A 25,484-nucleotide genomic window follows, 5' to 3' on the forward strand; every position below is an offset into this window, starting at 1 on the left:
GAGCGGATAGACGGGGTGCGCGTGCATCGTCTTGCCAGGACACGCAGGGCGTGCCTTTCCCGCTGGGATAGGGCATGGTTGCGCCAATCACGGCATAGCGGACGGATGATGGATTTACGGGGCGACGGTGCGGGGCGTGACGGGATGGGCTGGCGCCGCTGGATGGCGCTGGCCGCCCTGCTGTTCCTCATCCTCTCGGTCGGGGTGCCGGTGGCCCGCGCGGACACGGGTGCGGCCGGCCCCGCAACAGCCGGCCCCCCAGCGGCCGGCTTCGTGGTCGTCGACGGTCCCGACCTGTCGCTGGGCGGCCATCTGGAATTGTTGGAGGACAAGGGCCGCGATCTGACCCTGGCCGATGTCATGTCCGGCCCGGCCGCCGACCGCTTCACCCCGGCCACCCGCGATACGCCCGGCTTCGCCCGCACCCATTCCGCCTATTGGGCCCGCGTCACCCTCGACAATCCAACGGACGGCACCCTCAACCGGCTTCTGGTCTTCGCCTATCCCTATTACCGCAGCCTGGACCTCTATGTGTTCTCCGCCACCGGGACGCCGGTGGAGCGGCGCCATGTGGCGGAGGGGGCGCAGGCGCGGGGCACGGACATCCCCCACCGCTATCCCGTCTTCACCCTGGCGCTGCCACCCGGCCGCACTGTGCTGTACATGCGGGTGGAGCACTACTTCGCCTCCTTCGCCCTCTATCTCCGCACCAGTGACGCCCAGGGTTTGGTGGATCGGCGCGATATCCTGCTGCACGGGCTGACCTTCGGCGTCCTGATCATCGCCGCCGCCTATCAGTTCGCGCTGGTGGTGATGGCGGGGGTGGAGGTGGGGGTGACCCTGCTGTTCTACGCGTTGATCACCCTTGCCTACATCTACGGCCAACTGGGCTACCCCTGGGAGCATCTGCCGCCGGATCTGGCCAGCCATTATTACCGCGAGGTGGTGGGCACCCTGCCCGTGGCCGTGGGGCAGATCTTCGCGGTGCAGTTCCTGGACCTCAGGCGGCGCCAGCCGTGGATCACCCGGCTGCTGCTGCTGTCCACCGGCCTGCTGGTCCTGGACACGCCCCTGCATTACCTGGATCCGGCCATAGGCTCCGGCATCGCCCAGGCGCTGGCGCTGCTGGGGTCCATCCTGACGTTGACAGCGGCGGTGCGCGACTTGCGCCGCTCCGTCAACGCCCGCTTCTTCCTGCTGGGCTTCCTGCCCATCGTGGGGGTGGCGGTGGTGTGGTCGCTGCGCGCCGGCGGCGCCCTTCCCGCCGCCATCTGGACGGAGGCGGCGCTCTACGCCCCCAATGCCATCGGTGTGGTGCTGCTGACCTTTGGCGTCGCCTACCGCATCGGCAAGGATCGGGAGGAGCGGGAGCGCGCGCTGGAGGCCAGCGAGGCCGCCCTGCGCCGGGCCAATGACGAACTGGAAGACCGCGTGCGCACCCGCACCGCGGAACTGAGCGACAGCCTGGAAAAGTTGAAGCGGTCGCAGGACGCGCTGGTGCAGTCGGAAAAGCTGGCCTCGCTGGGCCAACTGGTGGCCGGCGTGGCGCATGAGATCAACACCCCCATCGGCGTCACGCTCACCGCCGCCTCCCATGTGTCGGAACGGGTGACGGCCATCGACCATCTGGTGAAGGATGGCCGGCTGCGCCGCAGTGACCTGACCGATTTCATGGGGGACCTGGCGGAATCCTCCCGCCTGATGCTGTCCAACATCGGCCGTGCCGCCAGCCTGATCCAGAGCTTCAAGCAGGTCTCCGCCGACCAGAGCTCCGAGGATCGCCGGCGGGTGGACCTGTGCGCCTACATGGAGGAGGTGATTGCCAGCCTGGGGCCCAACCTGCGCCGGGGCGGCCATACGGCGGAGATCATCTGCCAAGGCCCGGTGGAAATAGAGACCTACCCCGGCTTCCTGGCCCAGGTGCTGACCAATTTCGTCTCGAACTCCCTGCTGCACGCCTATGAGCCGGGGGTGCGTGGCCACATCACCATCACCGCCCGCCGGCTGGGTCCCGGGGATATCCCGGGTGAGGGCCATGCCGGCGGGGCGCAGATCGTCTACCAGGACGATGGCCGCGGCATTCCGGCGGCCATCCTGCCCCGCATCTTCGATCCCTTCTTCACCACGCGGCGCGGGGCGGGCGGCACCGGCCTGGGGCTCAACATCGTCTACAACCTCGTGACGCATCGGCTGAAGGGCACGGTCACCGCCGCCAGCGAGGCGGGGGCCGGCACGCGCTTCACCCTGATCCTGCCCGACCTGCGGGGACACGAGGTGCAGGGCGATGCGCTGGAGGCCACCGGCCCTGGCCGACCCCATACACCCGATACCCTGGTAGCGGCGCGGATGCCGCGCTAAGCTGGGGTGTCAATCCGCTCACAGGGACCAGAACCCCATGCGTATGAAGAAGGAGGTCAACCACGGCGCCCTGCTGCGTGAGCTGGCGGGATCGCTGTCGTCCACCGTGACCTCTTTCGAGCAGATGTCGGCCCGGCCCGCGCAGTCCTTCCCGGACTACAAAAAGGCGCGCGCCGTCTATCACGAAATCCAGGCCATGATCTTCACCATCGGCGACAAGGCCGACAGCCGGCCCAACGACGCCCCGCGTGAGCTGAAGTCCTGGCTGATCCGCATGCGCCTGCGCTCCATCGCCGCCTTTACCCGTGTCAGCCTGGCCTTCTTCCGCAACCCGCCGCAATTGCTGGTCCATGCCCTGGGCGCCTACGAGATCCTGCAGCATGAGCGCGAGGCCTTCACCAAGGTGCTGGCCGACTACGACATGATGCTGTTCGAGGCCGGCATCGACGACAAGACGGCCGATGAGCTGGACCGCGTGCGCGTGAACATGGAAGAGGTGGTCGAGCGGCTGGAGAACCTGCTGAAAACGGCGCCGCCGCAGCTGACCGTGTTTTAAAAAAAACGACTGGGGCCCCTCTGGAAGCGAACATCGCAACCGGTTGTTGTTCCTGCCGCACAGGTCAAAAAATTCCATGGATCCGGGCGTGCGAAACCACGCCTTAAGCCTTGATCTCCCCCGGCAATTGCTTTCTTGTCGCACCCAACGGCCATGCTGTGGCCGCGGGTCCCCCGGGGCATCGGGGAAGGGGGCCCGGCAACACGCCTCGTGACAAGGGGCTTAGGGAGATGTGCCCATGGAACAAGTGAAAAAGCCCTGGTATTCGATTCTTTACGTCCAAGTCCTGATCGCCATCGTCCTGGGCATCATCGTCGGCTTCATCTGGCCCGCCTTCGGCGCCTCGCTGAAGCCGCTGGGTGACGGCTTCATCAAGCTGGTGAAGATGATGATCGCGCCGGTCATCTTCTGCACCGTGGTCAGCGGCATCTCCGCCATGACCGACATGAAGAAGGTGGGCCGCGTGGGCGGCAAGGCGCTGATCTATTTCGAGGTCATCTCCACCTTCGCGCTGGTCATCGGCCTGCTGGTGGGCGAAGTCATCCGTCCCGGCGACGGCATGAACGTCGACGCCCGCACCCTGGACGCCAAGGCGGTGGCGACCTATGTCGACAAGGCGGCCAAGGACAACGTGGCCGACCATATCCTGGGCATCATCCCCGATACCTACCTCGGCGCGCTAGGCGGCGGCGACCTGCTGCAGGTCCTGCTGATCGCCATGCTGACCGGTTTCGCCATCGCCCACCTGGGCGACTATGGCAAGCCGGCCACGGTGGTCATCGAGCGCATGTCGAAGATCTTCTTCCGCATCATCCACATGGTGGTGCGCCTGGCCCCCATCGGCGCCTTCGGCGCCATGGCCTTCACCGTCGGCAAGTATGGCATCAGCGCCCTGCTGAACCTGGGCATGCTGATCGGCAGCTTCTACCTGACCGCCCTGCTGTTCGTGCTGGTGGTGCTGGGCATCGTCGGTTGGCTGTGCGGCTTCTCCATCCTGCGCTTCATCAACTACATCAAGGCCGAGCTGTTGATCGTCCTGGGCACGTCCTCGTCCGAGACGGTGCTGCCCCAGATGATGGAGAAGATGGAGCGCCTGGGCTGCGCCCGCCCCGTGGTGGGCCTGGTCATCCCCTCGGGCTACAGCTTCAACCTGGACGGGACCAACATCTACATGACCCTGGCCACCCTGTTCCTGGCCCAGGCGACCAACACCCACCTGACCTTCGGGCACCTGGTCACCATCCTGCTGGTGGCCATGCTGACGTCCAAGGGGGCCAGCGGCGTCACCGGCGCCGGCTTCATCACCCTGGCTGCCACCCTGGCCGTGGTGCCGGACATCCCCATCGCTTCCCTGACCCTGCTCATCGGCATCGACCGCTTCATGAGCGAATGCCGCGCCCTGACCAACCTGGTCGGCAATGGCGTCGCCACCATCGCGGTCAGCAAGTGGGAAAAGGAGCTGGACGAGGCGCGCCTGCATCGCGAGCTGGCGAACGGACCCAGCGCCGCCTGAAGTTCCATCCTATCGCTTTGACAACAGGCACAGGCCTCGGATCGGTCGATCCGGGGCCTGTTCTCTTTTGAGGGCGCGCGGGATCAGTTCCGCACGCAGCTTTCCGTGCCGGTGTTGCCGCCCTTGTAGGCGTCCTCGTAGTAGAATTTGTCGAAGCGCGCCTTGCCGTCCTGGGTGCGGGTCACCTTGGCGATGCCGGTGCCATAATCCTGCGTGGCCGGATCCTCGTGCGCGAAGGTGATGGCCATGATGTCGCCGTCGGCGGTGGCCACGCCGTGATAGGTGCCGTAGCCCGGCACCTCCATCTTGAAATGATAGCCGGCCCGCGTCCCGTGGGACTGCGCCTTGTCCATCTCCAGCGTCACGGTGGAGGTGTAGGCGCCCTCATGCCCGTCCACGCCGGTGCAGGCGTAGGTGCCGCTGAGGTCGTGGCCGGTGAAGGGGGCGGGCGCGGTCTGCGCGGTGGCTGTGGACGCGCTGAAAATGATCATGGCAGCCACTGCCGCCGGACGAACGCGCATGTGTCTTGTCCCTCTCCGTTCCTGGACTGAGCGCTTTGTCTCATGTGGTTCAGAAAGAGGACAACGGAACTATGGTCTAAAGCGCAGCCGCTGCCTCGACCCAAACTCGGGTCGCGGGATGCTCCAGGAAAACAATCACAGGGCAGCGGGCGAAAGCAGAAGGACCCAGGGTGCCGGTGAAGATGGAAAGGGCTTCGCCAGCCTGCCGGATATCGTACTCGCCGCGCCCGCAGCCGGCGGCAACGGAGCGAGCGAGATACGGAGTCAGCCCAGCACTCGACATCTTGGCGGCATCCGTCGCATTCGGGAGAAGTTGCCGCAATGTCGCCGCGTCCAGAGGCTGGATGGACGTATCGCGTAACAAAGCGATGGCGGTCATCCGTGTTTCCGGCGGAACCGTCACAATGCGTGACTTTTCAAGCTTGGGCGCCGCTTCCAACGTGGCGAACAGTTTGGAATCATCGGGGGGCTGGGCAATCCATGACCGATCATCCACGCCAATCAATTGGGGTGGCGGTGGAGGTGGTGGGGTCTCTGAGGGAGCCCCTGCCCGCGCTTGAATGCTCAATAAAAGAATGCCGGTCAGGGCTGGAGCCAAGATCGCCTGGCGCGCCTTCACGCCCGGACCTTCACGCCCACTGCCGAACGCGGCCGGTGTCGACGTGGACGAAGTGGGACTTGGGGTAATAGCCGACGCCACCCTGCTTCAGCTCCACCGCCACCTGGCGGATGCGGGCCAGGGGCTTGCTGGCCAGGTCCAGGTCGATGGCCTTGCCCTCCATGTGCATGCTGTGGCTGGCCACCCCTTCGGAATTGGCCGCCAGCATGGCGTTGGTCTTGGGGCAGCGATAGCCGCAGATGACCTGGATGGTCTCGTTGGTGCGCAGGCGGTGCTGCATCTGGAACATCAGGTCCAGCAGCTTGGGGTCCATGGCGATGGTCTGGTTGGTCCGCCAGTCGCGCAGGATGGAATTCACGTCGTGCAGGGCGGTCGGCAGGTACTTGCCATCGGCCCAGTAGGTGACCTTCAGCTTCTCGCCGGTGTGCAGGTGGTTGAAGGCCAGGACGCGACGGTTGTCCGACAGCGGCCGGGTGGCGGCGCGGGCGTTGGACCAGTCGCCATGCATCAGGTTGCCGTGGGCGGCGCTGTGACCGTGGGTGGCGTCCCCGTGATGCTTTTTGACAGCCTTGGCCAGGGCCGGCAGTGGCGAGGCGATACCCCCCACCAGCGCCGCGCCGGTCGCCAGCTTGGCGAAGCCGGTCAGCAGACCACGGCGGGTGGGAGCGGAAGTCGTAACCGGGGACGCGTCGGTGGAAGTGGTGGCGTCGCAGGCAATAATGGACAGACGCGCTGCGTCATGCCGGTCGTGCATTCTGTGCTGTCCCCATTTCACTGGCCGGAGCCCCGCGTCACCGGCAGGGCTGGGCTGCAGTCTGTGACAACGGGGTGTGAATAAGCAAGCCTGAAATGAGGCAAAAATTTGATGAACGTGTGACCGCCACCCTACGGCGCCCAGGGTCCCCGCCTTTGCAACCGCCACCGAAACGGTCACAATCCGGCCGGGGACCTCGCCTAGTCAGCGCACCGGGTTGGTGTTGGCCGGGACGGGGGCCGATGCCGGCACCGGGGTCGCCGTGGGGGCGGACGGCGCGGCGGTGCGGGGGCCTGGCACCGAAGGCTTTGGAGTCTCAGGGGCTTTGGACGCCTCGGCGGCCGGCGCCGGCAGCGTGTTGGACGTCGCGTTGGGGGCCGCGTTCGGGGCGCTGCCGGGCGTGGGGGCGGCGGCCGGTGTCGCCGCCGGGACCACCGGCTTGCGCGGACGGGGACCATTCAGGGCGGCCAGCACGCGGGCGTCGCGGCCATAGACGTCGGTGCGGAAGTCGATGCCACCGTCCGGGTCGGTCACCGTGGTAATGTAGGTGATGTGCACCGGCAGGCGATTCTTCAGGCGAATCGTCTGATGCTTCAGGCTGTCGCCGCCGATCTCGGCCCGCAGCTTCTCCTCCGGCCAGCCGGGGGTGTCGGTCAGGGCCAGGATGGCCAGGGCCAGGGCCGGCGGGTCCTGCACCCGGATGCAGCCGTGGCTGAAGGAGCGCACGGCCCGGTCGAACAGCCGCTTGGACGGCGTGTCGTGCAGGTAGATGTCGAACTTGTTGGGGAACATGAACTTGATGCGGCCCAGCGAATTGTCGTTGCCCGCGTCCTGCCGCACCCGCCAATGGAAGTTGCGCTCCGTCACGGTCGCCCAGTTGATGCTGCTGGGGTCCACCGGCACCGCGTTGGACGTCCAGTCCGACAGCAGGGTGTAGTGGTTCTTGACGACGTAGCTGTGGTCCTTTTTCTGCTTGGGCAGAATCTCTTCCTTGGCGATCTTGGTCGGCACGTACCAGTAGGGGTTCAGCTCCATATAGCTCATGTTGCCGATGAAGACCGGCGTGCGGGTGAAGGGCGCGCCCACCACCACGCGCATGGTCATCTGCACGTCCATGCCCCGCATCAGCGACAGGGTGTAGTCGGCCAGGTTGACCACCAGATAGGGCTGGTCCGCCGGCTCCCGTTCCCACCGCCAGCGTTCCATGTTGACGATGATCTGGTTGATGCGCTGGTCCACGGTGGCGTTCAATTCCACCAGGGTGCGCTTGCCGATGGCGCCATCGGGCTCCTGCCCCTGGCGGCGCTGGAACTCCTTGACCGAGGCGGCCAGGGCGTCGTCGTACAGCTCGGGATTGGTGCCCTTGGGCAGCGGGTTGGGCAGGGGCTTGGCCTCGCCGGTGGCGACCAGGCGGGCGCGCAGCGCCGGCACGCGCGGGTCCACCATCCCGGGCTTCAGCGCGTCGCTGGCCTTCTCCACCTTCGGCGCCGGCGCGGCCGGATTGGCCGGGTCCGCTGCTGCGGGGGGCGGGGCGGGTGGCGCCTTGGGCGCGGGCGGAATGGTGGGCCAGCCACCGGCGGCCTTCATCTGCCGGTAATGGGCCAATGCCGCCTTCAACGCGGCGTATTCCGGCCGGTGTGGCGGCAGGCCGGCCAGCAGGGGCGCCAGGTCCGGCGCCGCGGCGACGGCGGCCAGGAATTGCGCGCGGTCGAAGGGCGGCCGATCGATCACCAGCTCCGGATCGGCCAGGGTTGGGATGATGCGGCCCACCGACACGTCGCTGGCGTAGTGGACCAGCGCCAGGCTGAGGCCGGATTCAAAGCTGGCCTGGGCCTCCGGGCTGTCCAGGTGGCCTTGCTGGCCGGTCAGGGCGGCGGCGGAATAGTCATTGGGGTTCAGCCCTTCCTCATCGGCGTGGGCCAGGACGGTCAGGGCCGCGCGCGCGGTGGCCGTGGCCTCGCCATGGTCCACCCACAGGGGCTTCAGCCCCCGGGCGCGGTAGAAGCGCGCCAGCACGATCTGGTCGCTGTCATCGGCCGTGGCCGCCCCTTGCGTCACGGGGAAACGGTCCTTCATCAGGTCCGCCAGGTCGCGGGCCTGCGCCGTCCCCAGGGGGGCGAAAATCAATACGGTGGCCAGCAGCGTGGCGGTGGTGGCGGCGCGGCCCCACATCACGGCCCGCGGCCCGTTCCGGTCACTGGGGGCGAACGCCCCGGTCGACAACCCCATGCAAACCCCGCCCGGCTCACGCCCTTGCTGCCCCGGGGCCAGTCCCCGGGGAAACCTCGTCAACGACGGCAAGGGTGCCCCCCTGTGCAGCCGCGTGTCGACCCGACAACGATGCCTATCCGGTTCGCCCAGGGGCCCATCGTCTGATCGGTTGCGGACTATGCCAGCAGTTAGCGGCAAGAAAAGGGCGAAACCGTTCCATGTGGCGCGTTGGGTTCCCGACGGCCACCGCGCGTTGCAAAAACGCCATGCCCCGCGACGGCGAACCGCGCGGGGCATGAACACGCTGTGAACAGGTGGGCTTGTGGCCTTGATCAGGCCAGGCCCTTCTCCACGAACATCGCCAGGCGGCGGCCGAAGGCCACCGGGTCGGGCAGCGCCTCGCCCTCCAGGATTCGCGCTTGGTCCAGCAGCAGCCAGGCGGCATCCGCCAGGGCCTCACCCTGGGCGCCGCCAGCGCCGTTGGCCTTGGCCAGCTCCGCCAGGCGGCGGATCAGCGGATGGCCGGGGTTGACCTCCAGGATGCGCTTGGACGCCTCATCCAGGCGGCGGTGGGCCTTCAGCATGCGCTCCAGGTGGATGTCCATGTCGCCCTCGTCCGCTACCAGGCAGACCGCGCTCTCGCGCAGGCGTTCAGAGGTGCGCACGTCCTTGACCGCGTCGCCCAGGGTCAGCTTGGCCAGCGCCACCAGATCGGCCACGCTGTCCTCCGGCGCCTTGGGCGTCTCCTCGGCCTTGTCCTCGGCCGTGACGTTGGCCAGGTCGGCGCCGCCGCGGGTCACGGACTTGAAGGCATGGTCCTTGTAATGGGTGACGGACTGCAGCCAGAACTCGTCCACCGCGTCGGTCAGGAACAGCACCTCGACACCCTTGGCGCGGAAGCCCTCCAGGTGCGGGCTGCGGGCCAATGCCGCCTTGTCCTCGCCGGTGATGTAGTAGATGGCGTCCTGGCCCGGCTTCATGCGGCCGACATAGTCTTCCAGGCTCACCAGCTCATCGCCGTGGGTGCCCCCATGGGTACTGTATGCGCGCAGCAGCTTCAGCAGGGTGTCGCGCTGCTCCCGCTCCTCATACAGGCCTTCCTTCAGCACGGCGCCGAAGTTCTCCCAGAAGCGGGCGTAGTCCGCCTTGGCGTCGGCGTCGTCGGCCTTGCGGGCCAGGTCGCCCAGCACGCGCTTGGCGATGCCGGTGCGCATCTTGGCCAGCATGGGGTTGTGCTGCAGCATCTCGCGGCTGACGTTCAGCGGCAGGTCCTCGCTGTCAACCACGCCGCGCAGGAAGCGCAGATAGGCCGGGATCAGGCCTTCCGGACCCTCGGTGATGAAGACGCGGCGGACGTACAGCTTCACCCGGTGCTTGCGCTCCGGCTCGAACAGGTCGAAGGGCTTGGTTTCCGGGATGAACAGCAGGTTGGTGTATTCCAACACGCCTTCCGCCCGCCAATGCAGGGTCAGCCACGGGTCATCGAAGGCGTGGCTGACGTGGTGATAGAATTCCTTGTACTGCTCGGCCGTGATGTCGCTCTTGGACCGCGTCCACAGGGCGGAGGCGGCGTTGGCCGGCTTCTCATCATCGCCCACCAGGACGGGGATGCTGATGTGGTCGCTGTACTTCTTGACGATGCTCTGCAGGCGGTAGGTCTGCAGATAGTCATCCTCGCCGTCGCGCAGGTGCAGGACGATGCGGCTGCCGCGCGCCGGGGCGTCGTCGCTCTCGCCGACGGTGAACGAGCCCTTGCCGTCCGAGGCCCAGCGCCAGCCCTGGCTGTCGCCCGCCTTGCGGGAAAAGACCTCGACCTCGCCCGCCACCATGAAGGCGGAATAGAAGCCTACGCCGAACTGGCCGATCAGCGACACGTCCTTTTCGCCGGCCTTTTCCGCCTCGGCCTTCTGGGACAGGGCGGCCATGAAGTTGGCGGTGCCGGACCGGGCGATGGTGCCCAGGTTCTCCACCAGTTCATCCCGGTTCATGCCGATGCCGTTGTCGGCGATGGTCAGCGTGCGGGCGGTGGTGTCGGGCGTCAGGGTGATGCGGAAATTGGCGTCCCCGGCCGTCAGGTCCGGCTGGGTCAGGGAGGCGTAGCGCAGCTTGTCGCAAGCGTCCGAGGCGTTGGAGATCAGTTCCCGCAGGAAAACCTCCTTTTCCGAGTACAGCGAATGCGCGACGATATCCAGCAGCCGCGAGACTTCGGCCTGGAAGCTGAGTTTCTCCTCACTCATGGGCGTGTTCCGTCCTCTTTTCTGGGCGGCCCTGTCGTGGCGCCGCCGGCGTGGTGAACCTGGTCCGACGGCCCCCCAGGGATGGGCCGGCCGTCGCGCCCCGATATGAGGGGACGGCGGCTTGGACGCAAGCCCCTCCATCGGGGCATGACCTCATCCCGTGTATTTTTTGCCCCTCACCGCCACCGGGGGTGTCGCATGTCGTGGTTCAAGCGTTCCGGCTCCTCCTCCGCCCCCACCGTGGACCTGGAAGCCCGCCGCGCGGAGCGAGCGGCGCTGGTATCCGCCATCGCCCACCGCATGGCGCTGGAGCGCCCCTTCGGCCTGCCTGCCTTGAGCGACCGGGTGGCCGGCGCCCTCCGCGCCATTCCGCGCGAGCTGTTCACCCCGCCGGGGGTGGCGGCACGCGCCTACCGCGACGAGGTTCTGCCCCTGGCGGCGGGCCAGACCCTGTCGCAGCCGTCCCTGGTGGCCTTGATGACGGAACTGCTGCGCATCCAGCCGGGCGACCGGGTGCTGGAGATCGGCGTCGGCTCCGGCTACCAGACGGCGCTGCTGGCGCATTTGGGCGCGACGGTCTTCGGGCTGGAGGTCATCGCCGACCTGGCGCGGGCGGCGGCGGGGCGGCTGGCCACCCTGGGGATCAGGACCGTCACCGTGCGCGTGGGCGACGGTCATGCCGGCTGGCCGGAGGCGGCGCCGTTCGACGCCATCCTCGCCGCCTGTGCCGCCGCGACGGTGCCGCCGGCCCTGGTGGCGCACCTGCGGCCGGGCGGCCGGTTGCTGCTGCCGGTGGGGCCGCCCGATGGGCCGCAGCAACTGTGCCTGGTTGAGAAGGGGACCGACGGCACGGTCCGCGAACGCCGGCTGTTGGCCGTGGCCTTCGTGCCCATGGTCGGGAGTTAGGAGCTTTTGATCTGTGTAGCACTTAGTGCTATAGATCTGCCAGGTCGTACTGGGCGCTGAAAAGCGGGGCCATGCGGGTATTCAAAAACAAATCCTTTGCGAGGTTTGCCCGAAAGGCCCGGATTGCGGATGCGGTCCTCTGTGCCGCGATTGACGCCGCGTCGCGGGGCTTGGTCGATGCGGATCTCGGCGGTGGGGTCATCAAGCAGCGGGTCGCGCGGCAGGGCGAGGGAAAGTCGGGCGGGTTCCGCACGATTATCCTGTTCCGGTTGCGGGAACGGGCGTTTTTCGTTCACGGCTTTGCCAAGAATGAACAGGACAACATCCGCGATGACGAGTTGGAAGCTTTCAAGATGCTCGCGGCGGAGATGATGGCTTATGACGATGAGGCCCTGGCGAGGGCGGTGGCGAATGGCACCCTGACAGAGGTTATGTGCAATGGCTAAGCAGTACCGCAGCGCGGTGATGGCCTCGATCCACGAAACGGCGGAAGGGCTGCACGCGGCGGGCATCATGGACAAGCAAACGATGCGCAAGTTCGATGAGGCTTGCCTGACGCCCGTGCGCCCGCTCGCGCCTGAGGAAATCCGCAGCCTGCGTGAACGCGAAGGCGCGAGCCAGGCGGTATTCGCCCGCTACCTCAATGTCACCGCGGGCCTTGTGAGCCAGTGGGAGCGTGGCGAAAAGCACCCGCAAGGCGCCTCGCTGAAGCTTCTGTCTTTGGTGGCCAAGCATGGGCTGAGTGCCGTGGCATGAACTGATCACATCTGGCGATCAACTGTTCCGCTCAGGGCAGCTTGGCCAGGCCGGTCATCAGCAGGGTGACGTCGTTGCCGTTCAGCTTCACGTGGCCGTCCGGGCGGAAATCCAGGCTGAAGCGTCGGCCTTCGCCTTCCGGCGCGCCCAGGGATTGCAGGGCGAAGAAGCCCAGCATGGGGCCGTTGCCCACGCTGTTGGCCGGCAGATGGTCCAGCCCGCGCATCAGCAGCGACAGGGTGCCGGTCAGGCCGCGCGGGTTGCTGGTGTTGAACACCAGGGCGGCGTTGCCGATCAGGGCCGCGTCGGGGGCCTGGAAATCCAGCTTGTCGATGGTCAGGTGGCTGCCCGCCTGGCCCAGCGCGGCCAGGGTGTGTTCCTTGATGGCGCGGTTGCGGTGCTTGGTGTCGGCGGGCAGGGTGGTCCAGTCCGCCTCCGCCAGGGTGCGGGCCGGTAGGTCGCTGATCTTCAGGTGCAGGTCGCCCTTCTCGGGGATGGGGTCCGCCTGGCCGGCGGTGGCCGGTTTCACCAGGCCCCGGTGGCTGTAGTCCAGCGACAGCACGCCATGGTCGCCGTCCATGTTATCGGCGGTGACGGAGGCGGTCAGCGTCTTCAGCGAATAGGGCCGGCCCTCGTCGTCATGGCTGGCGTAGCCGTCCAGGCTGACGCTGCCCTTCATGCGCGACAGCACGGCGCCGGCGGGCCCGGGGTCCGTGCCGCCGCCCACGCGCAGCAGGGCGCCCTGGGTCATGTTGAAGTCCGTCAGGTCGACGGCCAGCACGCCGCGCAGCAGCCGCGTCTCGTCGGCGCCTTCCGGTGTCTTGGTCTGCAGCTTGTTGACCTCCACCCGCACCGGGCCGCTCCACCGTCCGCGCGCCTCATCCTCCGGCACGAAGCGCACGGTCAGGGCGTCCATGGCCACGGCGCCGTGGCCGGGGCGGGGGACGAAGCGGATGTCGCTGGCCTTGGCGTCCAGCAGGTCCACGGTCTGGAAGTCCGGCGTCCAGCGGGCGCGCAGGCTTTGGCTGCCCAGGCGCACCTCACCGATGCGCATGCCCTGGCCGTCGAACACGCCCATGGGGCTGGGCAGGGTGCCGGTGGCGTCCCAGTGACCATCGGCCGTGGGGGTCACGGCCAGGACCAGCGTGCCCAGGTCCAGCACGCTGTCGTCGCCCAGGTGCAACTGTGCCCCCGGCAGGCTCAGGCGGTAATGGTCGCCTTCCCGCACCGCGCTGGCGTGGCCGTTCAGGGTCAGCCGCAGGCTGTCGCTCTTGTGCGGGTTGGCCGGCTTGGTCAACTGCTGTTCCGCCAGTCGCGCCAGCTTGTCCGCCCCCTCTTGCGTCACCGGGGCGGCCAGGGCGGTGGTGCCCAGAAGCAGGGAGAACAGTGACAGGGCGGCAAGGTGGGCGCGAACGGACATGGATGGGTTCCCAAGGGGCCTGGATGATGCAAGGTGATACGCCGGACCGGGCCGGAATCAAGCGGCGTGCCTGTCCGGCCGCCACCCTGTATAAGGCGTCACCCTATATAAGGATCGCCCCGCATTATGTCCGCATTGCGGGGAGACTTTTTCCAGGGCCACTTTTCCGTGGGCCACTTGATCACAGGGGGTGGCCCAAGGGCGTCGGAACCCCCATCCCCTGCCAGCGTTCAAGATGCGCCGGATCCGTGGGACCGACTTGTATTCAGGGGCCGCCGCCCCAACACTGAGTGCCATGAACGATCCGTCGCGCCCTTCCCCCTTCCCCCCTGCCGGTTCAGAGGCGGGCCGCCGACAGCGTGGGGGCGTTGCCGGGGGGCAGGGTGGTGGCGGTGCTGGGCCCCACCAACACCGGCAAGACCTACCTGGCCATGGAACGCATGCTGGGCCACGCCACCGGCATGATGGGCTTCCCCCTGCGCCTGCTGGCGCGGGAAAACTATGACAAGGTGGTCAAGGCCAAGGGGGCGGGCCAGGTGGCCCTGGTGACGGGGGAGGAGAAGATCATCCCCCCCGGCGCCCGCTATTGGATCTGCACCGTCGAATCCATGCCGCTGGACCATGTGGCGCAGTTCCTGGCGGTGGACGAGATCCAGTTGGCCGCCGATCCGGAGCGCGGACACATCTTCACCGACCGTCTGCTGCACGCCCGCGGGACGGAGGAGACGATGTTCCTCGGCTCCGACACCATCAAGCCGCTGCTGCAGAAGCTGATCCCCAAGGCGGAGTTCGTGTCGCGGCCCCGCTTCTCCAGCCTGACCTACAGCGGGCACAAGAAGCTGACCAAGCTGCCGCCCCGCGCCGCCGTGGTCGCCTTCTCCGCCGCCGATGTCTATGGCCTGGCGGAGCTGCTGCGCCGCACGCGCGGCGGCACGGCGGTGGTGCTGGGTGCCCTCAGCCCCCGCACCCGCAACGCCCAGGTTCAGCTCTACCAGGAGGGGGCGGTAGACTATCTGGTGGCGACCGACGCCATCGGCATGGGCCTGAACATGGACGTCGACCATGTGGCCTTCGCCCGCCTGTCCAAGTTCGATGGCCAGCAGCCGCGCCGCCTGCGCGCGCCGGAGGTGGCGCAGATCGCCGGCCGCGCCGGCCGACACCTGACCGACGGCACCTTCGGCACCACGGATGAGGCGCCGCCGCTGGATCCCGAGCTGATCGACGCGGTGGAGAACCACACGTTCGAGACGCTGAAGACCCTGATGTGGCGCAACGTCGACCTGGATTTCCGCAGCCCCCAGGCCCTGCTGCGCGCGCTGGAGGAACGGCCGCCGTCCCCGGTGCTGATCCGCGCGCGCGAGGCGGATGACCATCTGGCCTTGCAGGCGTTGTCGCAGGACGCCGACCTCATGCGCTTGGCCAACAACCCGCTGGCCGTGCGGCTGTTGTGGGAGGTCTGCCAGATCCCGGATTTCCGCAAGGTGCTGTCCGACGCCCACACCCGCCTCCTGTCCCAGATCTTCAAATATCTGCGCGACGGGCCGGCCGGCACCCTGCCGCTGGACTGGGTGGCGGCCCAGGTCGCCCGCCTGGACAGGGGGAGGGCGACATCGACACCCTGGTGTCGCGCATCGCCCATATCCGCACCTGGACCTACATCTCCCACCGTCCCGGTTGGCTGGACGACGCCGTCCATTGGCAGGAGCGCACCCGCGCCATCGAGGATCGGCTGTCCGACGCCCTGCATGAGCGCTTGACCCAGCGCTTCGTCGATAAGCGCTCCGCCGGCTTGGTGAAGCGCCTGGCCGATGGACGCGACCTGATGGGGGCCGTGGACCGCGATGGCCGCGTGCTGGTGGAGGGGCACCCGGTGGGCCGCCTGCAGGGCGTGGCCTTCCAGTTGGATGCCGACGTGCCGGCGGCCGACGCCAAGGCCATCACCACCGCCGCCCGCCGCGCCCTGGGCGACGTCATCGCCCAGCGGGTGCGGGCGCTGGAGACGGCGCCCGATGCCGCCATCACCTTGGACGGCGGGGGGAACTCAGCTGGGACGGCGCCGTCATCGGCGTGCTGGCGCCGGGCCCCACGCCGCTGGCCCCCCTGGTGCGCCTGGTGGGCGATGATTTCCTGCAGACCGGCCAGCGTGAGCCGGTGCGGATGCGCCTGACCCGCTGGGTGGAGGCGCACGTCGCCCGCGTCCTGGCGCCGCTGACGGCGCTGGCCGCCGCTGCGCAAGGCAAGGAGGGGCAGGCCAAGGAGGGGCAGGGTACGGAATTGTCCGGCGCCGGCCGGGGCATCGCCTTCCAGGTGTCTGAGGCGCTGGGCGGCCTACCGCGCGCCGCGCTGGAGCCGCTGATCGCCACCCTGACCAAGGAAGACCGGCGGCGCCTGGCCGCCCTGGGCCTGCGCCTGGGCTTCAGCCAAGTGTTCCTGTCGGCGCTGACGCGGCCGGCGGCCGTGGCCTTGCGCGGCCTGCTGTGGTCCGTGGCGCGGGGCACGCCGGTGGCCGTGCCGGCGCCCGGTCGCGTCACGCTGCCGGTGGGCGACCTGCCGCCGGACTTTCTGGCCGCCATCGGCTATATCCCCCTGGGCGCCCGCGCCCTCCGGGTCGATATGCTGGACCGGCTGGAGAAGTCCTTGGCCGACCGGGCGAAGGCCGGGCCGCTGACGGTGGTGGACGATCTGGTGCTCAGTCTGGGCGTGCCCCGGGCGGAGGTGCCGGCCCTCATGTCCGCGCTGGGGTGGCGCCAGGGGCGGCCCAAGGCGGAGGGGGAGCCGGCCCCCTGGCTGCGCCGCCGGCCCAAGGCATCCCGCGCACCGGTCGCGGCCAAGGACGCGCGCGGCAAGGCGGGGCATGCGCCGGCCCAACCGGCGCCCGCCAGCGACAACCCTTTCAGCATCCTGCGAACGTTGGTGGAGGCGCCCTGATGGCGGCGGGTGATGTCTAAGGTGAACGGGAAGGTCAGCGGCGGAGAGGACGAGGATGCCGCCGACCTGGCGCAGGGACGGCTGCGGCTGGACAAATGGCTATGGTACGCCCGCTTCCTGAAATCCCGCAGCCTGGCGGCCAAGCTGTGCGGATCCGGTGCCATCCGCTGCGGCGGCGCCACCATCACCAAGGCGCACCACACCGTGCGGCCGGGCGACGTGCTGACCTTCCCCCTGGGCAACCATATCCGCGTCATCAAGGTACTGGCCCTGGGCACGCGCCGGGGGCCGGCGCCGGAAGCCCAGGCGCTATATGAGGATCTGTCCCCGCCGACGCCGGAGTCCCGCCTGCCCAGGGCGCCATAGGTTTCCCACCGCCTCAGGCCTCGCGGGTTTTGGGTGAAGCGGTTCTATCCGGCCCTGTTCCACGGGCCTACACTGCGGGCCAATGAGCGCCGCCCAGGGGGGCTTGGGCGCCTAATTTGGGGTTGGCTTATGACAGGTTGGGGAAACAACAGGGGGGTGGTGACGGCGGCCTTGGCCGTGGGCTTTGCCGGTGCGGTGCTGGGCACCTGCCTGGCGCCCGATGTGGCGCACGCCGCTGCGGCGTTCGATCCGGTGGCGGCGACGCAGGCCTACATGGATACCGTCCCGGCGGATGTGCGGGCGAAGTCGAACGCCTATTTCGAGGGCGGCTATTGGCTGCAGCTCTGGCGCTTCCTGGTGTCGCTGGCGGTGGCGGCGGTGTTCCTGGCCGGTGGTCTGGCACGGCGCCTGCGCGATGGACTGGCCGGTCTGGGCCGCTTCGCCACGCCGGTGTTCTTCATCGCCTATACCGTCATCGACTATGCCCTCAGCCTGCCCTACGTCGCCTATTCCGACTGGTATCGGGAGCGGCAGTACGGCCTGATGAACCAGACCTTTGGCGGCTGGTTTGGCGACCAGCTGCTCCAGCTCGCCATTTCCAGCCTGATCGGTGCCCTGGTCATCTGGGTGCTGTATGCCATCGTCCGCCGCCTGGGCCGCAGCTGGTGGGTATGGGCCAGCGCCTTCGGCGTGGTGGTGGTGGCCCTCATGGTGGTGGTGTCGCCGGTCTTCGTGGCGCCGCTGTTCAACACATACGAACCGATGAAGCCCGGTCCGGTGCGCGAGGCCCTGCTGTCCATGGCCCGCTCAAACGAGGTGCCGGCCACCGACGTCTATGAGTTCAACGCCTCCCGCCAGTCCAACAAGATCAGCGCCAATGTCAGCGGCCTGTTCGGCACCACCCGCATCTCCCTGACCGACACGCTGCTGCAGCGCTGCACCCCGGCGGAGATCAAGGCGGTGATGGGGCATGAGATGGGGCATTACGTCCTGAACCATGTCTTCGTCCTCCTGCTCTATCTCTCCCTCCTGGTGTGCTTCGGCTACCTGTTCGTGGACCGGGTCTTCGGCCGGCTGACGCGCGGCGGGCGCTGGGGCATCACCGGACTGGGCGACGTGGCCGGCCTGCCCCTGGTCGTCATCCTGTTCACCGCCTATTTCTTCGTGCTGACGCCCGTGCTCAACACCATCATCCGCACGCAGGAAGCGGAGGCCGACGCCTTCGGCCTGAACCTGGCGCGGGAGCCCGATGGCTTCGCCACCGTGGCGCTGAAGCTGGCGGAATACCGCAAGCTGGCCCCCGGCAAGTGGGAGGAGATCCTGTTCTACGACCACCCGTCGGGCTACAACCGCGTCCTGCGCGCCATGCGGTGGAAGGCGGAGAACTTGCCGGTGACGGCGACGCCGGGCGAGGCGGCGCCCGCCAACCCCACGCCCGGTCAGGCCCCGGCGGAGCCCAAGCCGTGACCGACGCGCCGTCACCCCCGGCTTCCCCGCTGGCCGAGTTGCTGGCCCATGCCCTCTCTTATCCCGAGGCGTGGGAGGATCATCCCTGGGGGAGACGGTGGTGAAGGTGCGCCGGAAGATCTTCGTCTTCCTGGGGCGGGACGGGGATGCCGGCTGCCATGTCACGGTGAAGCTGCCCCGCTCCGCCCCCTTCGCGCTGGACATGCCCAACTGCGCGCCCACCGGCTATGGCCTGGGACGCGCGGGTTGGATCACCGCCACCTTCTGCGCGGGCGAGGACATGCCGCTGGATCTGCTGCGGGCCTGGATCCGGGAAAGCTACCAGGCGGTGGCGCCGAAGACGCTGGCGGCCCGGCTTTAGAGCGAGATGCGATCATGTCTGATCGCGTTCCGCTCTAATCGGTCTTGCTTTAGTCGATCACCGTCACGGTGTCGCCCGGCCGCACCGTCCCGCCCTCGATCACGCGGGCGTAGACGCCGCAATTGACGTGGCCGTAGCCGTTCATCAGGGATTTCAGCACGGGCATGTCACGCTCCCCCGTCACCGGGTTCACCTCGGTGGCGGCGCAGCGGCGGATGTTCTTGAAGACTTCCAGCAGGGTTTCGCCTACGCGCAGGCGCTTGCCCACCCATTGCGCCTCCGCCCAGGGGGCGAGGTCGGACAGCAGCAGGTTGCCGCGGAAGCGCCGTGGGTCCACCGGCGCCTGGGTCACCCGCTCCAAATCCTTGCAACTGGCCAGGTTGATCAGCGAGACGGCCTTTTCCTCGATGTCGCTGAACATGTGGCCCGCCGCCTCGATGATCTTGTAGGGCGGCGGCACCGCCGCGTCCTTCATGTAGGCGGCCAGGAATTGCTCAATCAGCAGGCGGCCGGTGGGCGTGTCGATGCGACCCCGGGCCACCGGCTTGCCATTGCGCGCCAGCACCAGCATACAGCTGTCGGCGTCATAGCGCGCGTCCAGGGTGGCCAGCCGCTCATCCCGCATCAGGGCCAGGAAGTTGCTCTTGGGTCGCCAGGCGGGGGCCAGCACGTCGAAGGTGGTGGCGCCGTGGGTGATGGCGAAGCGCCGGTCCTGCGGCAGCCCCTGGCCAGGGGTCAGCGTCACCGCCGGCAAGGTCTGGGCGGATAACCCCTTGACGGGGAAATAGTGCAGGATGGAAACGGTGGTCGTCATGGGCCCACTTTAAGGGGGGCCCCCGCCCCTTGTCAACGCACGGGGCAAGACGGAATGACGACAATTAGATGTAGGAACGGGGCCTGAACAACCTTGCGGCCGGCGGACGCAAGCCCCATATCGCTGGTGCATCCTTCGGATCGCACAATTGTCGTGGATCATGGCTGGAACGGGCTGCCTGGCGGACGCTCTGGCCGACATCGGGAGCTATCGAGATGGACTTCGAAAAGTTCACAGAGCGCAGCCGTGGCTTCGTGCAGGCGGCGCAGACGCTGGCGTTACGCGGCGGTCACCAAACCCTGAACCCTGAACACCTGCTGAAGGTGCTGCTGGACGACAGCGAAGGCCTGGCGGCCAACCTGTTGCGCTCCTCCGGTGCCGATCCCGCCCGCGCCCTGGCGGGGGTGGAAACGGCGCTGGCCAAGGTGCCGGTGGTGTCCGGCCCGGGCGCCGGGCAGATCAGCCTCAGCCGTGAGTTGGCGAAGGTGTTCGACAGCGCCCTGCAACTGGCGCAGAAGGCGGGCGACAGCTTCGTGACGGCCGAGCGCCTGCTGCTGGCGCTGGCCATGGCCGAGGGCACGACAGCCGCCAAGGTACTGGCTGAGGCCGGCGCCAAGCCGCAGGCCCTGAACCAGGCCATCAACGCCCTGCGCAAGGGCCGCACCGCCGACAGCGCGTCGGCGGAGCAGAGCTATGACGCGCTCAAGAAATACGCCCGCGACCTGACCCAGGCCGCCCGCGACGGCAAGCTGGACCCCGTCATCGGCCGTGACGAGGAAATCCGCCGCACTATCCAGGTGCTGGCCCGCCGTACCAAGAACAACCCCGTCCTGATCGGTGAGCCCGGCGTGGGCAAGACCGCCATTGTGGAAGGCCTGGCCCTGCGCATCGTCAATGGCGATGTGCCGGAGGGGCTGAAAAACAAGCGCCTCATGGCGCTGGATTTGGCCGGCCTGGTGGCGGGCGCCAAGTTTCGCGGCGAGTTCGAGGAACGGCTGAAGGCCGTGCTGCAGGAAATCCAGTCGGCGGCGGGCGAGGTCATCGTCTTCGTGGACGAGCTGCACACCCTGGTGGGGGCGGGCAAGGCCGACGGCGCCATGGACGCCTCCAACATGCTGAAGCCGGCGCTGGCGCGCGGCGAGCTGCACTGCGTCGGCGCCACGACCCTGGACGAATACCGCAAGTATATCGAGAAGGACGCGGCCCTGGCCCGTCGCTTCCAGCCCGTCTTCGTCTCCGAGCCGACGGTGGAGGACACCATCTCCATCCTGCGCGGCCTGAAGGAGAAGTATGAGCTGCACCACGGCGTGCGCATCACCGACGGCGCCATCGTGGCCGCCGCCACCCTGTCCAACCGCTACATCACCGACCGCTTCCTGCCCGACAAGGCCATCGACCTGGTGGACGAGGCCGCCAGCCGGCTGCGCATGGTGGTGGACAGCAAGCCCGAGCAGATCGATGAGCTGGACCGCCAGATCATCCGCCTGAAGATCGAGCGCGAGGCCCTGAAGCGTGAGACCGACCAGGGCTCCAAGGACCGGCTGCTCAAGCTGGAAACGGAACTGGCCGAGCTGGAGGAGCAGTCGGGCAACCTCACCGCCCAGTGGCAGGCGGAGAAGGACACCCTGTCCAGCGCCCAGAAGCTGAAGGAACAGCTGGAGCAGGCCCGGGCGGAGCTGGAGAACGCCCAGCGCACCGGCAACTGGGCGCGCGCCGGCGAGCTGACCTACGGCGTCATCCCGGAGACGGAGCGCCGCCTGCGCGAGGCGGAGGAGGCCGGTGGCAACCGCATGCTGAACGAGGAGGTGCGCGACGGCGACATCGCCGCCGTGGTCAGCCGCTGGACCGGCATCCCCGTGGACAAGATGCTGACGGGCGAGCGGGAAAAGCTGCTGCGCATGGAGGAGAAGCTGCACAGCCGCGTGGTGGGCCAGGACGAGGCGGTGGTGGCGGTGTCCAACGCCGTGCGCCGCGCCCGCGCCGGCCTGCAGGACCCCAACCGCCCCATCGGCAGCTTCCTGTTCCTGGGCCCCACCGGCGTGGGCAAGACGGAACTGACCAAGGCCCTGGCGGAATTCCTGTTCGATGACGAGACGGCCATGGTCCGCCTCGACATGTCGGAATACATGGAGAAGCATTCCGTCGCCCGCATGATCGGCGCCCCTCCGGGCTATGTTGGCTATGAGGAGGGCGGGGCCCTGACCGAGGCGGTGCGCCGGCGGCCCTATCAGGTCGTACTGTTCGATGAGGTGGAGAAGGCTCACCCCGACGTGTTCAACGTGCTGCTGCAGGTGCTGGACGATGGCCGCCTGACCGACGGCCAGGGCCGCACCGTGGACTTCCGCAACACGTTGATCATCATGACGTCCAACCTGGGGTCGGAGGCGTTGGCCTCGCTGGCCGATGGGGCGGACGCGGCGGCGGTGGCCACGGCGCACGCCCATGTGCTGGAGGTCGTGCGCGGCTCCTTCCGGCCGGAGTTCCTGAACCGGCTGGATGAGATCCTCATCTTCAACCGCCTGTCGCGGCCGCACATGGCCGGCATCGTCAACATCCAGCTGGGCCGCCTGCGCCGCATGCTGGCTGACCGCAACATGACCCTGGAACTGGACGACGCGGCCCTGCGCTGGCTGGCCGACGCTGGCTACGATCCGGCCTACGGCGCCCGGCCATTGAAGCGGGTCATCCAGCGGGAACTGCAGAACCCGCTGGCCACCCGCATCCTGGAGGGGCGCATCCATGACGGTGAGGCCATCAGCGTCTCCGCTGGGCCGGAAGGCCTGATCCTGAACGGCGAGGCCATCCAGGTCCCGCCGGCCGGTGAAAGCCTGTGGGGGCAGCCGCCGACGGTGCATTGATACGCGGGGGGCATTTGATCGTGATCGCTCAAATGCCCCCTCGGACACCCAAACCATGAAAAAAGCCGGTCTCGCGAGAGGCCGGCTTTTTCGTATCAGTGCTGCTGCACGTTCTATCAGTGGCGCTTCACGGCGGCCTGGACGACGTGGCCGGTGCCAGGCTTGACGGCCACCATGGCGGTGCCGTCCTGCATGCCACGGAAGGTTTCCTGGTCTTCGGCGACGATGGCCTGGAACTGCTTCAGATCCTTGCCGTCCAGCTTGCGGCCGGCCTCGATCTTGGCCTCCTTGCTGTCGGGGTTGATCTGCTGGCCGCCGCGCAGCACTTCGAAGTGCAGGTGCGGGCCCGTGGCGCGACCGGTGGCGCCGACATAGCCGATGACGTCGCCCTGGGCCACCCGCAGGCCGGCGCGCATGCCCTTGGCGATGCGGCTCATATGGCCGTAGGCGGTTTCCATCTGGTTGCCATGGCGCAGCTTGACGTAGTTGCCATAGCTGCTGAACGGGCCGGCCTGTTCCACCACGCCGTCACCGGCGGCATAGATGGGGGTGCCGACTGGAGCGCCGAAGTCCTTGCCCTTGTGCATCTTGCTATAGCCCAGCACCGGATGCATGCGCATGCCGAAGCCGGAGGTGACGCGGGCGCCGTCGATGGGCGTGCGCAGGATGGCGCGGCGGATGCTTTCGCCCAGGGCGTTGTAATAATCGGCGGTGCCGCCGGCGGGCTGGTACCGGTAGATGGCCTTCTCCTTGCCCGACAAGGTCAGCGAGGCGAACTGGATCTCGCCATCGCGAGCGGCTTGGCCATCCTCGGTGTAATAGCGCTCGAACAGGATTTCGAAGGTGTCGCCCGGCTGCAGGTCGCGCTGGAAGTCGACGTCGTAGGCGTAGCGCTTGATGAAGGCGTCCAGCACGGGGTAGGGGACGCCGGCGGCGCTGGCCGCTTCCGACAGGCTGCTGGTGATGCGGCCGCGGGCGGCCACCAGCTTCTTCTCCAGCGGCTTGTCGATCTGCCGCGCCTGATAGCGCCCGCCGTTGAAGGCGACGGACACGGCGCGCTCGGCGGCCGGCTGGAACTCCAGCCCGATGAACTTGTCACCCTCGCTGTGGTCGAACAGCACGGTGATGCCCTGGCCCGCCTTCATGCGGCGGACGTCATAGACGCCGCTCAGGGCGCTGATGGCGTTGTGGGCGCTGTCGGCGGGGACGCCGCCGTCCATCAACACCTGCATCAGGGTGCTGCCCCGGCCGACATTGACATGGCGGCGTTCCACCGGGTCGACGGACACCGGGGCACTCGGCGGTTGCGGCGCGGCGGCGGCCACGGTGGTCTGTTGGGGAACCTGCTGGTCCTTGGGCGCGGTCGCGGCGGCCGCGGCCAGGTCGGGGTCCACATCGGACGGCGGCGCCGGCGGCAGGGCCTGCGGGGCCACGGCCACGGTGCCCGTGTCGTCCAGCGACGCCAGGGAAACGATGCCGCCCAAGGTAAGGGCGACGGCCGATGTCACGGCGATCCGTTTCAGCAAGGCCCCCACTCCCCCAATCCAATCCGCATCGTCAAAATCCTCTGACCTCAAAGCTACACAGGGGCCCCATCGGGCGCAGTTTCCCAGGTTGCCGTTGCCGGCGCCTGGGCACAGTGTCGACGGGCCGCCCTGCCGAACGGCCTTGCCATGGCGCCAAGCGCACCACGGAGATCCCCACACCGAACTCCGTCCCCGAAAGGGGAGCCCGGCCTGAGGGAGAGGAACTGACGACTGGAAACGCCGACCCCGGTTCATGCGCTCCGGAGGCTCGGCAGGTCGTAACGCCCCAGCTTCTTCTCATCCGTTGGGTCCAGGACAACCGCCCAAAAAGGCAGGAAATGCCTGACCATCGGTTGGGCCAATCCTCGCGTGACGTGATTGCCACTGTCAACGGGAACATCCTACGTACGGCACGTTAATAAGACTTGAAAGACAGCGAGGTTTGAGTCCGTGCGGCCGGCCCGCGACATAGACCCGGGCCGTGGCGAAATTGAGGCGAAGTGCGGCGCCTCCTTCGCGGGTCCATAGGCCGGCGAAAGCGCCGGCCTATGGACCTGCACGGCAACAGCGCACGCGCGCGCGATCATATATAGGGATCGTCTATGGATTGGCCTTCGCATCTGGCCCTTTTGTCGCCTGGTCCGGGGGCTTGGACAAAAATCGTCATGGTGCTGCAAGATTTCTGTAGACAGCCCCCCGGTGGGGTCACTATAACCCCGTTCACCGACGCGGCGGGCGACAACGAACGGCGCGACGGCGAAGCGATCCCTGAGTTCTGGCGGTTGACGCTGGTGATGACGGGGTGGCGGTCCTGGCGGTGATGCCGCTGGACGAAACGGAATTTGCCCTTCCTGTCCGGGTTTGGGTTGGTCCTTCAGGGGATCGGCCAAGGGCGGGGTTGTGGTTTGAGCGCGTATTTGCGTTTGGGCCGCGGGTTCTTGAACAAGTGAACGTCTTGAGAAGGGATGCGCAGACGGCGGTTCCGATGATGGGCCCGGTACGGGCAGCAACATGGAAACGACCAGAACGCATCTTGAATACATGCTCTGAAATGATCCCCGAGCGATTGGGGATACAGGAACGGACTTGGGTTTAGGTGCCGACTACGGTTGGTTTCCGTCGAGGTTCTTGTTGGTCGCGAGGCCGATGAGATACCGCATTGAACCTGAGAGTTTGATCCTGGCTCAGAACGAACGCTGGCGGCATGCCTAACACATGCAAGTCGAACGAAGGCTTCGGCCTTAGTGGCGCACGGGTGAGTAACGCGTGGGAACCTGCCCTTTGGTTCGGAATAACTCCGGGAAACTGGAGCT

20 protein-coding genes and 1 rRNA gene (1 of these 21 only partly in view) are annotated in these 25,484 nt (G+C 67.7%); 13 read left to right on the forward strand and 8 right to left on the reverse strand.

Features of this window, described 5'->3' with window-relative positions:
- Window positions 1-105: 105 nt before the first annotated feature.
- From ULB03_RS08040 to ULB03_RS08050, 3 genes are all read left to right on the forward strand, one after another.
- On the forward strand, window positions 106-2,358 hold the full coding sequence (locus ULB03_RS08040) for a sensor histidine kinase (RefSeq protein ID WP_322482670.1): 2,253 nt from the start codon (window positions 106-108) through the stop codon (window positions 2,356-2,358).
- A 37-nt stretch (window positions 2,359-2,395) separates the two neighbouring features.
- The gene (locus ULB03_RS08045) at window positions 2,396-2,914 is read left to right on the forward strand and encodes a hypothetical protein (protein WP_145734929.1); all 519 of its coding nucleotides are present in this window, start codon (window positions 2,396-2,398) and stop codon (window positions 2,912-2,914) included.
- A 238-nt stretch (window positions 2,915-3,152) separates the two neighbouring features.
- Window positions 3,153-4,427, forward strand: coding sequence for a dicarboxylate/amino acid:cation symporter (locus ULB03_RS08050; RefSeq protein WP_322482671.1), 1,275 nt, complete (start codon window positions 3,153-3,155; stop codon window positions 4,425-4,427).
- Window positions 4,428-4,510: 83 nt separating this feature from the next.
- Here the strand turns inward: ULB03_RS08050 and ULB03_RS08055 are convergent, their stop codons facing one another.
- The 5 genes from ULB03_RS08055 to htpG form a co-directional block, all read right to left on the reverse strand.
- A complete protein-coding gene (locus ULB03_RS08055; protein ID WP_322482672.1) occupies window positions 4,511-4,918 on the reverse strand; it encodes a hypothetical protein in 408 nt (135 codons plus the stop codon).
- 106 nt (window positions 4,919-5,024) lie between these two features.
- Window positions 5,025-5,567 carry a hypothetical protein gene (locus tag ULB03_RS08060; protein ID WP_322482673.1) on the reverse strand — a complete coding sequence of 181 codons (543 nt, stop codon included), beginning with the start codon at window positions 5,565-5,567 and terminating at the stop codon, window positions 5,025-5,027.
- Between the two features lie 10 nt (window positions 5,568-5,577).
- On the reverse strand, window positions 5,578-6,321 hold the full coding sequence (locus tag ULB03_RS08065) for a peptidoglycan L,D-endopeptidase MepK (RefSeq protein WP_322482674.1): 744 nt from the start codon (window positions 6,319-6,321) through the stop codon (window positions 5,578-5,580).
- Between the two features lie 204 nt (window positions 6,322-6,525).
- Window positions 6,526-8,493, reverse strand: a complete 1,968-nt coding sequence (locus ULB03_RS08070; RefSeq protein WP_322483804.1) for a L,D-transpeptidase family protein — start codon at window positions 8,491-8,493, stop codon at window positions 6,526-6,528.
- 371 nt (window positions 8,494-8,864) lie between these two features.
- Window positions 8,865-10,769 (reverse strand): molecular chaperone HtpG, encoded by a 1,905-nt coding sequence (gene htpG, locus ULB03_RS08075; RefSeq protein ID WP_322482675.1) that lies wholly within the window; start codon window positions 10,767-10,769, stop codon window positions 8,865-8,867.
- Window positions 10,770-10,967: 198 nt separating this feature from the next.
- Here htpG and ULB03_RS08080 point away from each other — a divergent pair, with 198 nt between their 5' ends.
- The 3 genes from ULB03_RS08080 (at window position 10,968) to ULB03_RS08090 (ending at window position 12,431) form a co-directional block, all read left to right on the forward strand.
- Window positions 10,968-11,675: a protein-L-isoaspartate(D-aspartate) O-methyltransferase gene (locus ULB03_RS08080; protein WP_322482676.1), complete on the forward strand. Its 708-nt coding sequence runs from the start codon at window positions 10,968-10,970 to the stop codon at window positions 11,673-11,675.
- A 71-nt stretch (window positions 11,676-11,746) separates the two neighbouring features.
- A complete protein-coding gene (locus ULB03_RS08085; protein WP_322482677.1) occupies window positions 11,747-12,121 on the forward strand; it encodes a type II toxin-antitoxin system RelE/ParE family toxin in 375 nt (124 codons plus the stop codon).
- Window positions 12,114-12,431, forward strand: a complete 318-nt coding sequence (locus tag ULB03_RS08090; RefSeq protein WP_322482678.1) for a helix-turn-helix domain-containing protein — start codon at window positions 12,114-12,116, stop codon at window positions 12,429-12,431. The genes ULB03_RS08085 and ULB03_RS08090 overlap by 8 nt, the downstream gene beginning before the upstream one ends.
- Before the next feature lie 31 nt (window positions 12,432-12,462).
- Here the strand turns inward: ULB03_RS08090 and ULB03_RS08095 are convergent, their stop codons facing one another.
- Window positions 12,463-13,851: a hypothetical protein gene (locus ULB03_RS08095; RefSeq protein WP_322482679.1), complete on the reverse strand. Its 1,389-nt coding sequence runs from the start codon at window positions 13,849-13,851 to the stop codon at window positions 12,463-12,465.
- Between the two features lie 386 nt (window positions 13,852-14,237).
- Between ULB03_RS08095 and ULB03_RS08100 the strand changes: the two genes are divergently transcribed.
- From ULB03_RS08100 to ULB03_RS08120, 5 genes are all read left to right on the forward strand, one after another.
- Window positions 14,238-15,608, forward strand: coding sequence for a helicase-related protein (locus ULB03_RS08100; RefSeq protein ID WP_322482680.1), 1,371 nt, complete (start codon window positions 14,238-14,240; stop codon window positions 15,606-15,608).
- A gap of 310 nt (window positions 15,609-15,918) precedes the next feature.
- Entirely contained in the window at window positions 15,919-16,779 is an 861-nt protein-coding gene (locus ULB03_RS08105) for a hypothetical protein (protein ID WP_322482681.1), read from the forward strand.
- Between the two features lie 12 nt (window positions 16,780-16,791).
- Window positions 16,792-17,145, forward strand: a complete 354-nt coding sequence (locus tag ULB03_RS08110; RefSeq protein ID WP_322482682.1) for an RNA-binding S4 domain-containing protein — start codon at window positions 16,792-16,794, stop codon at window positions 17,143-17,145.
- A 129-nt stretch (window positions 17,146-17,274) separates the two neighbouring features.
- Window positions 17,275-18,612: a M48 family metallopeptidase gene (locus ULB03_RS08115; protein WP_322482683.1), complete on the forward strand. Its 1,338-nt coding sequence runs from the start codon at window positions 17,275-17,277 to the stop codon at window positions 18,610-18,612.
- 100 nt (window positions 18,613-18,712) lie between these two features.
- The gene (locus ULB03_RS08120; RefSeq protein ID WP_322482684.1) at window positions 18,713-18,973 is read left to right on the forward strand and encodes an MmcQ/YjbR family DNA-binding protein; all 261 of its coding nucleotides are present in this window, start codon (window positions 18,713-18,715) and stop codon (window positions 18,971-18,973) included.
- 49 nt (window positions 18,974-19,022) lie between these two features.
- Here ULB03_RS08120 and ULB03_RS08125 read toward each other — a convergent pair whose 3' ends face one another.
- Window positions 19,023-19,787 (reverse strand): MOSC domain-containing protein, encoded by a 765-nt coding sequence (locus tag ULB03_RS08125; RefSeq protein WP_322482685.1) that lies wholly within the window; start codon window positions 19,785-19,787, stop codon window positions 19,023-19,025.
- A 215-nt stretch (window positions 19,788-20,002) separates the two neighbouring features.
- On the opposite strand from ULB03_RS08125, the gene clpB reads away from it, so the two are divergent.
- A complete protein-coding gene (clpB, locus tag ULB03_RS08130) occupies window positions 20,003-22,645 on the forward strand; it encodes an ATP-dependent chaperone ClpB (RefSeq protein ID WP_322482686.1) in 2,643 nt (880 codons plus the stop codon).
- Between the two features lie 116 nt (window positions 22,646-22,761).
- Here clpB and ULB03_RS08135 read toward each other — a convergent pair whose 3' ends face one another.
- On the reverse strand, window positions 22,762-24,180 hold the full coding sequence (locus tag ULB03_RS08135) for a M23 family metallopeptidase (RefSeq protein WP_322482687.1): 1,419 nt from the start codon (window positions 24,178-24,180) through the stop codon (window positions 22,762-22,764).
- Window positions 24,181-25,332: 1,152 nt separating this feature from the next.
- On the opposite strand from ULB03_RS08135, the gene ULB03_RS08140 reads away from it, so the two are divergent.
- Window positions 25,333-25,484, forward strand: a 16S ribosomal RNA gene (locus tag ULB03_RS08140) (it continues 1,346 nt past the right edge of the window).

The sequence above is a fragment of the Nitrospirillum goiasense genome, assembly GCF_034427435.1.
GTDB lineage: Bacteria > Pseudomonadota > Alphaproteobacteria > Azospirillales > Azospirillaceae > Nitrospirillum.

Excerpts from the sequence above, each read along its gene's own strand:
- ULB03_RS08095 (WP_322482679.1), bottom strand. The coding sequence starts at position 13,851 with ATGTCCGTTCGCGCCCACCTTGCCGCCCTGTCACTGTTCTCCCTGCTT.
- ULB03_RS08090 (WP_322482678.1), top strand. The coding sequence starts at position 12,114 with ATGGCTAAGCAGTACCGCAGCGCGGTGATGGCCTCGATCCACGAAACG.
- ULB03_RS08110 (WP_322482682.1), top strand. The coding sequence starts at position 16,792 with ATGTCTAAGGTGAACGGGAAGGTCAGCGGCGGAGAGGACGAGGATGCC.
- ULB03_RS08050 (WP_322482671.1), top strand. The coding sequence starts at position 3,153 with ATGGAACAAGTGAAAAAGCCCTGGTATTCGATTCTTTACGTCCAAGTC.
- clpB (WP_322482686.1), top strand. The coding sequence starts at position 20,003 with ATGGACTTCGAAAAGTTCACAGAGCGCAGCCGTGGCTTCGTGCAGGCG.
- ULB03_RS08040 (WP_322482670.1), top strand. The coding sequence starts at position 106 with ATGATGGATTTACGGGGCGACGGTGCGGGGCGTGACGGGATGGGCTGG.
- ULB03_RS08125 (WP_322482685.1), bottom strand. The coding sequence starts at position 19,787 with ATGACGACCACCGTTTCCATCCTGCACTATTTCCCCGTCAAGGGGTTA.
- ULB03_RS08085 (WP_322482677.1), top strand. The coding sequence starts at position 11,747 with ATGCGGGTATTCAAAAACAAATCCTTTGCGAGGTTTGCCCGAAAGGCC.
- ULB03_RS08080 (WP_322482676.1), top strand. The coding sequence starts at position 10,968 with ATGTCGTGGTTCAAGCGTTCCGGCTCCTCCTCCGCCCCCACCGTGGAC.
- ULB03_RS08065 (WP_322482674.1), bottom strand. The coding sequence starts at position 6,321 with ATGCACGACCGGCATGACGCAGCGCGTCTGTCCATTATTGCCTGCGAC.
- ULB03_RS08070 (WP_322483804.1), bottom strand. The coding sequence starts at position 8,493 with ATGTGGGGCCGCGCCGCCACCACCGCCACGCTGCTGGCCACCGTATTG.
- htpG (WP_322482675.1), bottom strand. The coding sequence starts at position 10,769 with ATGAGTGAGGAGAAACTCAGCTTCCAGGCCGAAGTCTCGCGGCTGCTG.
- ULB03_RS08055 (WP_322482672.1), bottom strand. The coding sequence starts at position 4,918 with ATGATCATTTTCAGCGCGTCCACAGCCACCGCGCAGACCGCGCCCGCC.
- ULB03_RS08045 (WP_145734929.1), top strand. The coding sequence starts at position 2,396 with ATGCGTATGAAGAAGGAGGTCAACCACGGCGCCCTGCTGCGTGAGCTG.
- ULB03_RS08115 (WP_322482683.1), top strand. The coding sequence starts at position 17,275 with ATGACAGGTTGGGGAAACAACAGGGGGGTGGTGACGGCGGCCTTGGCC.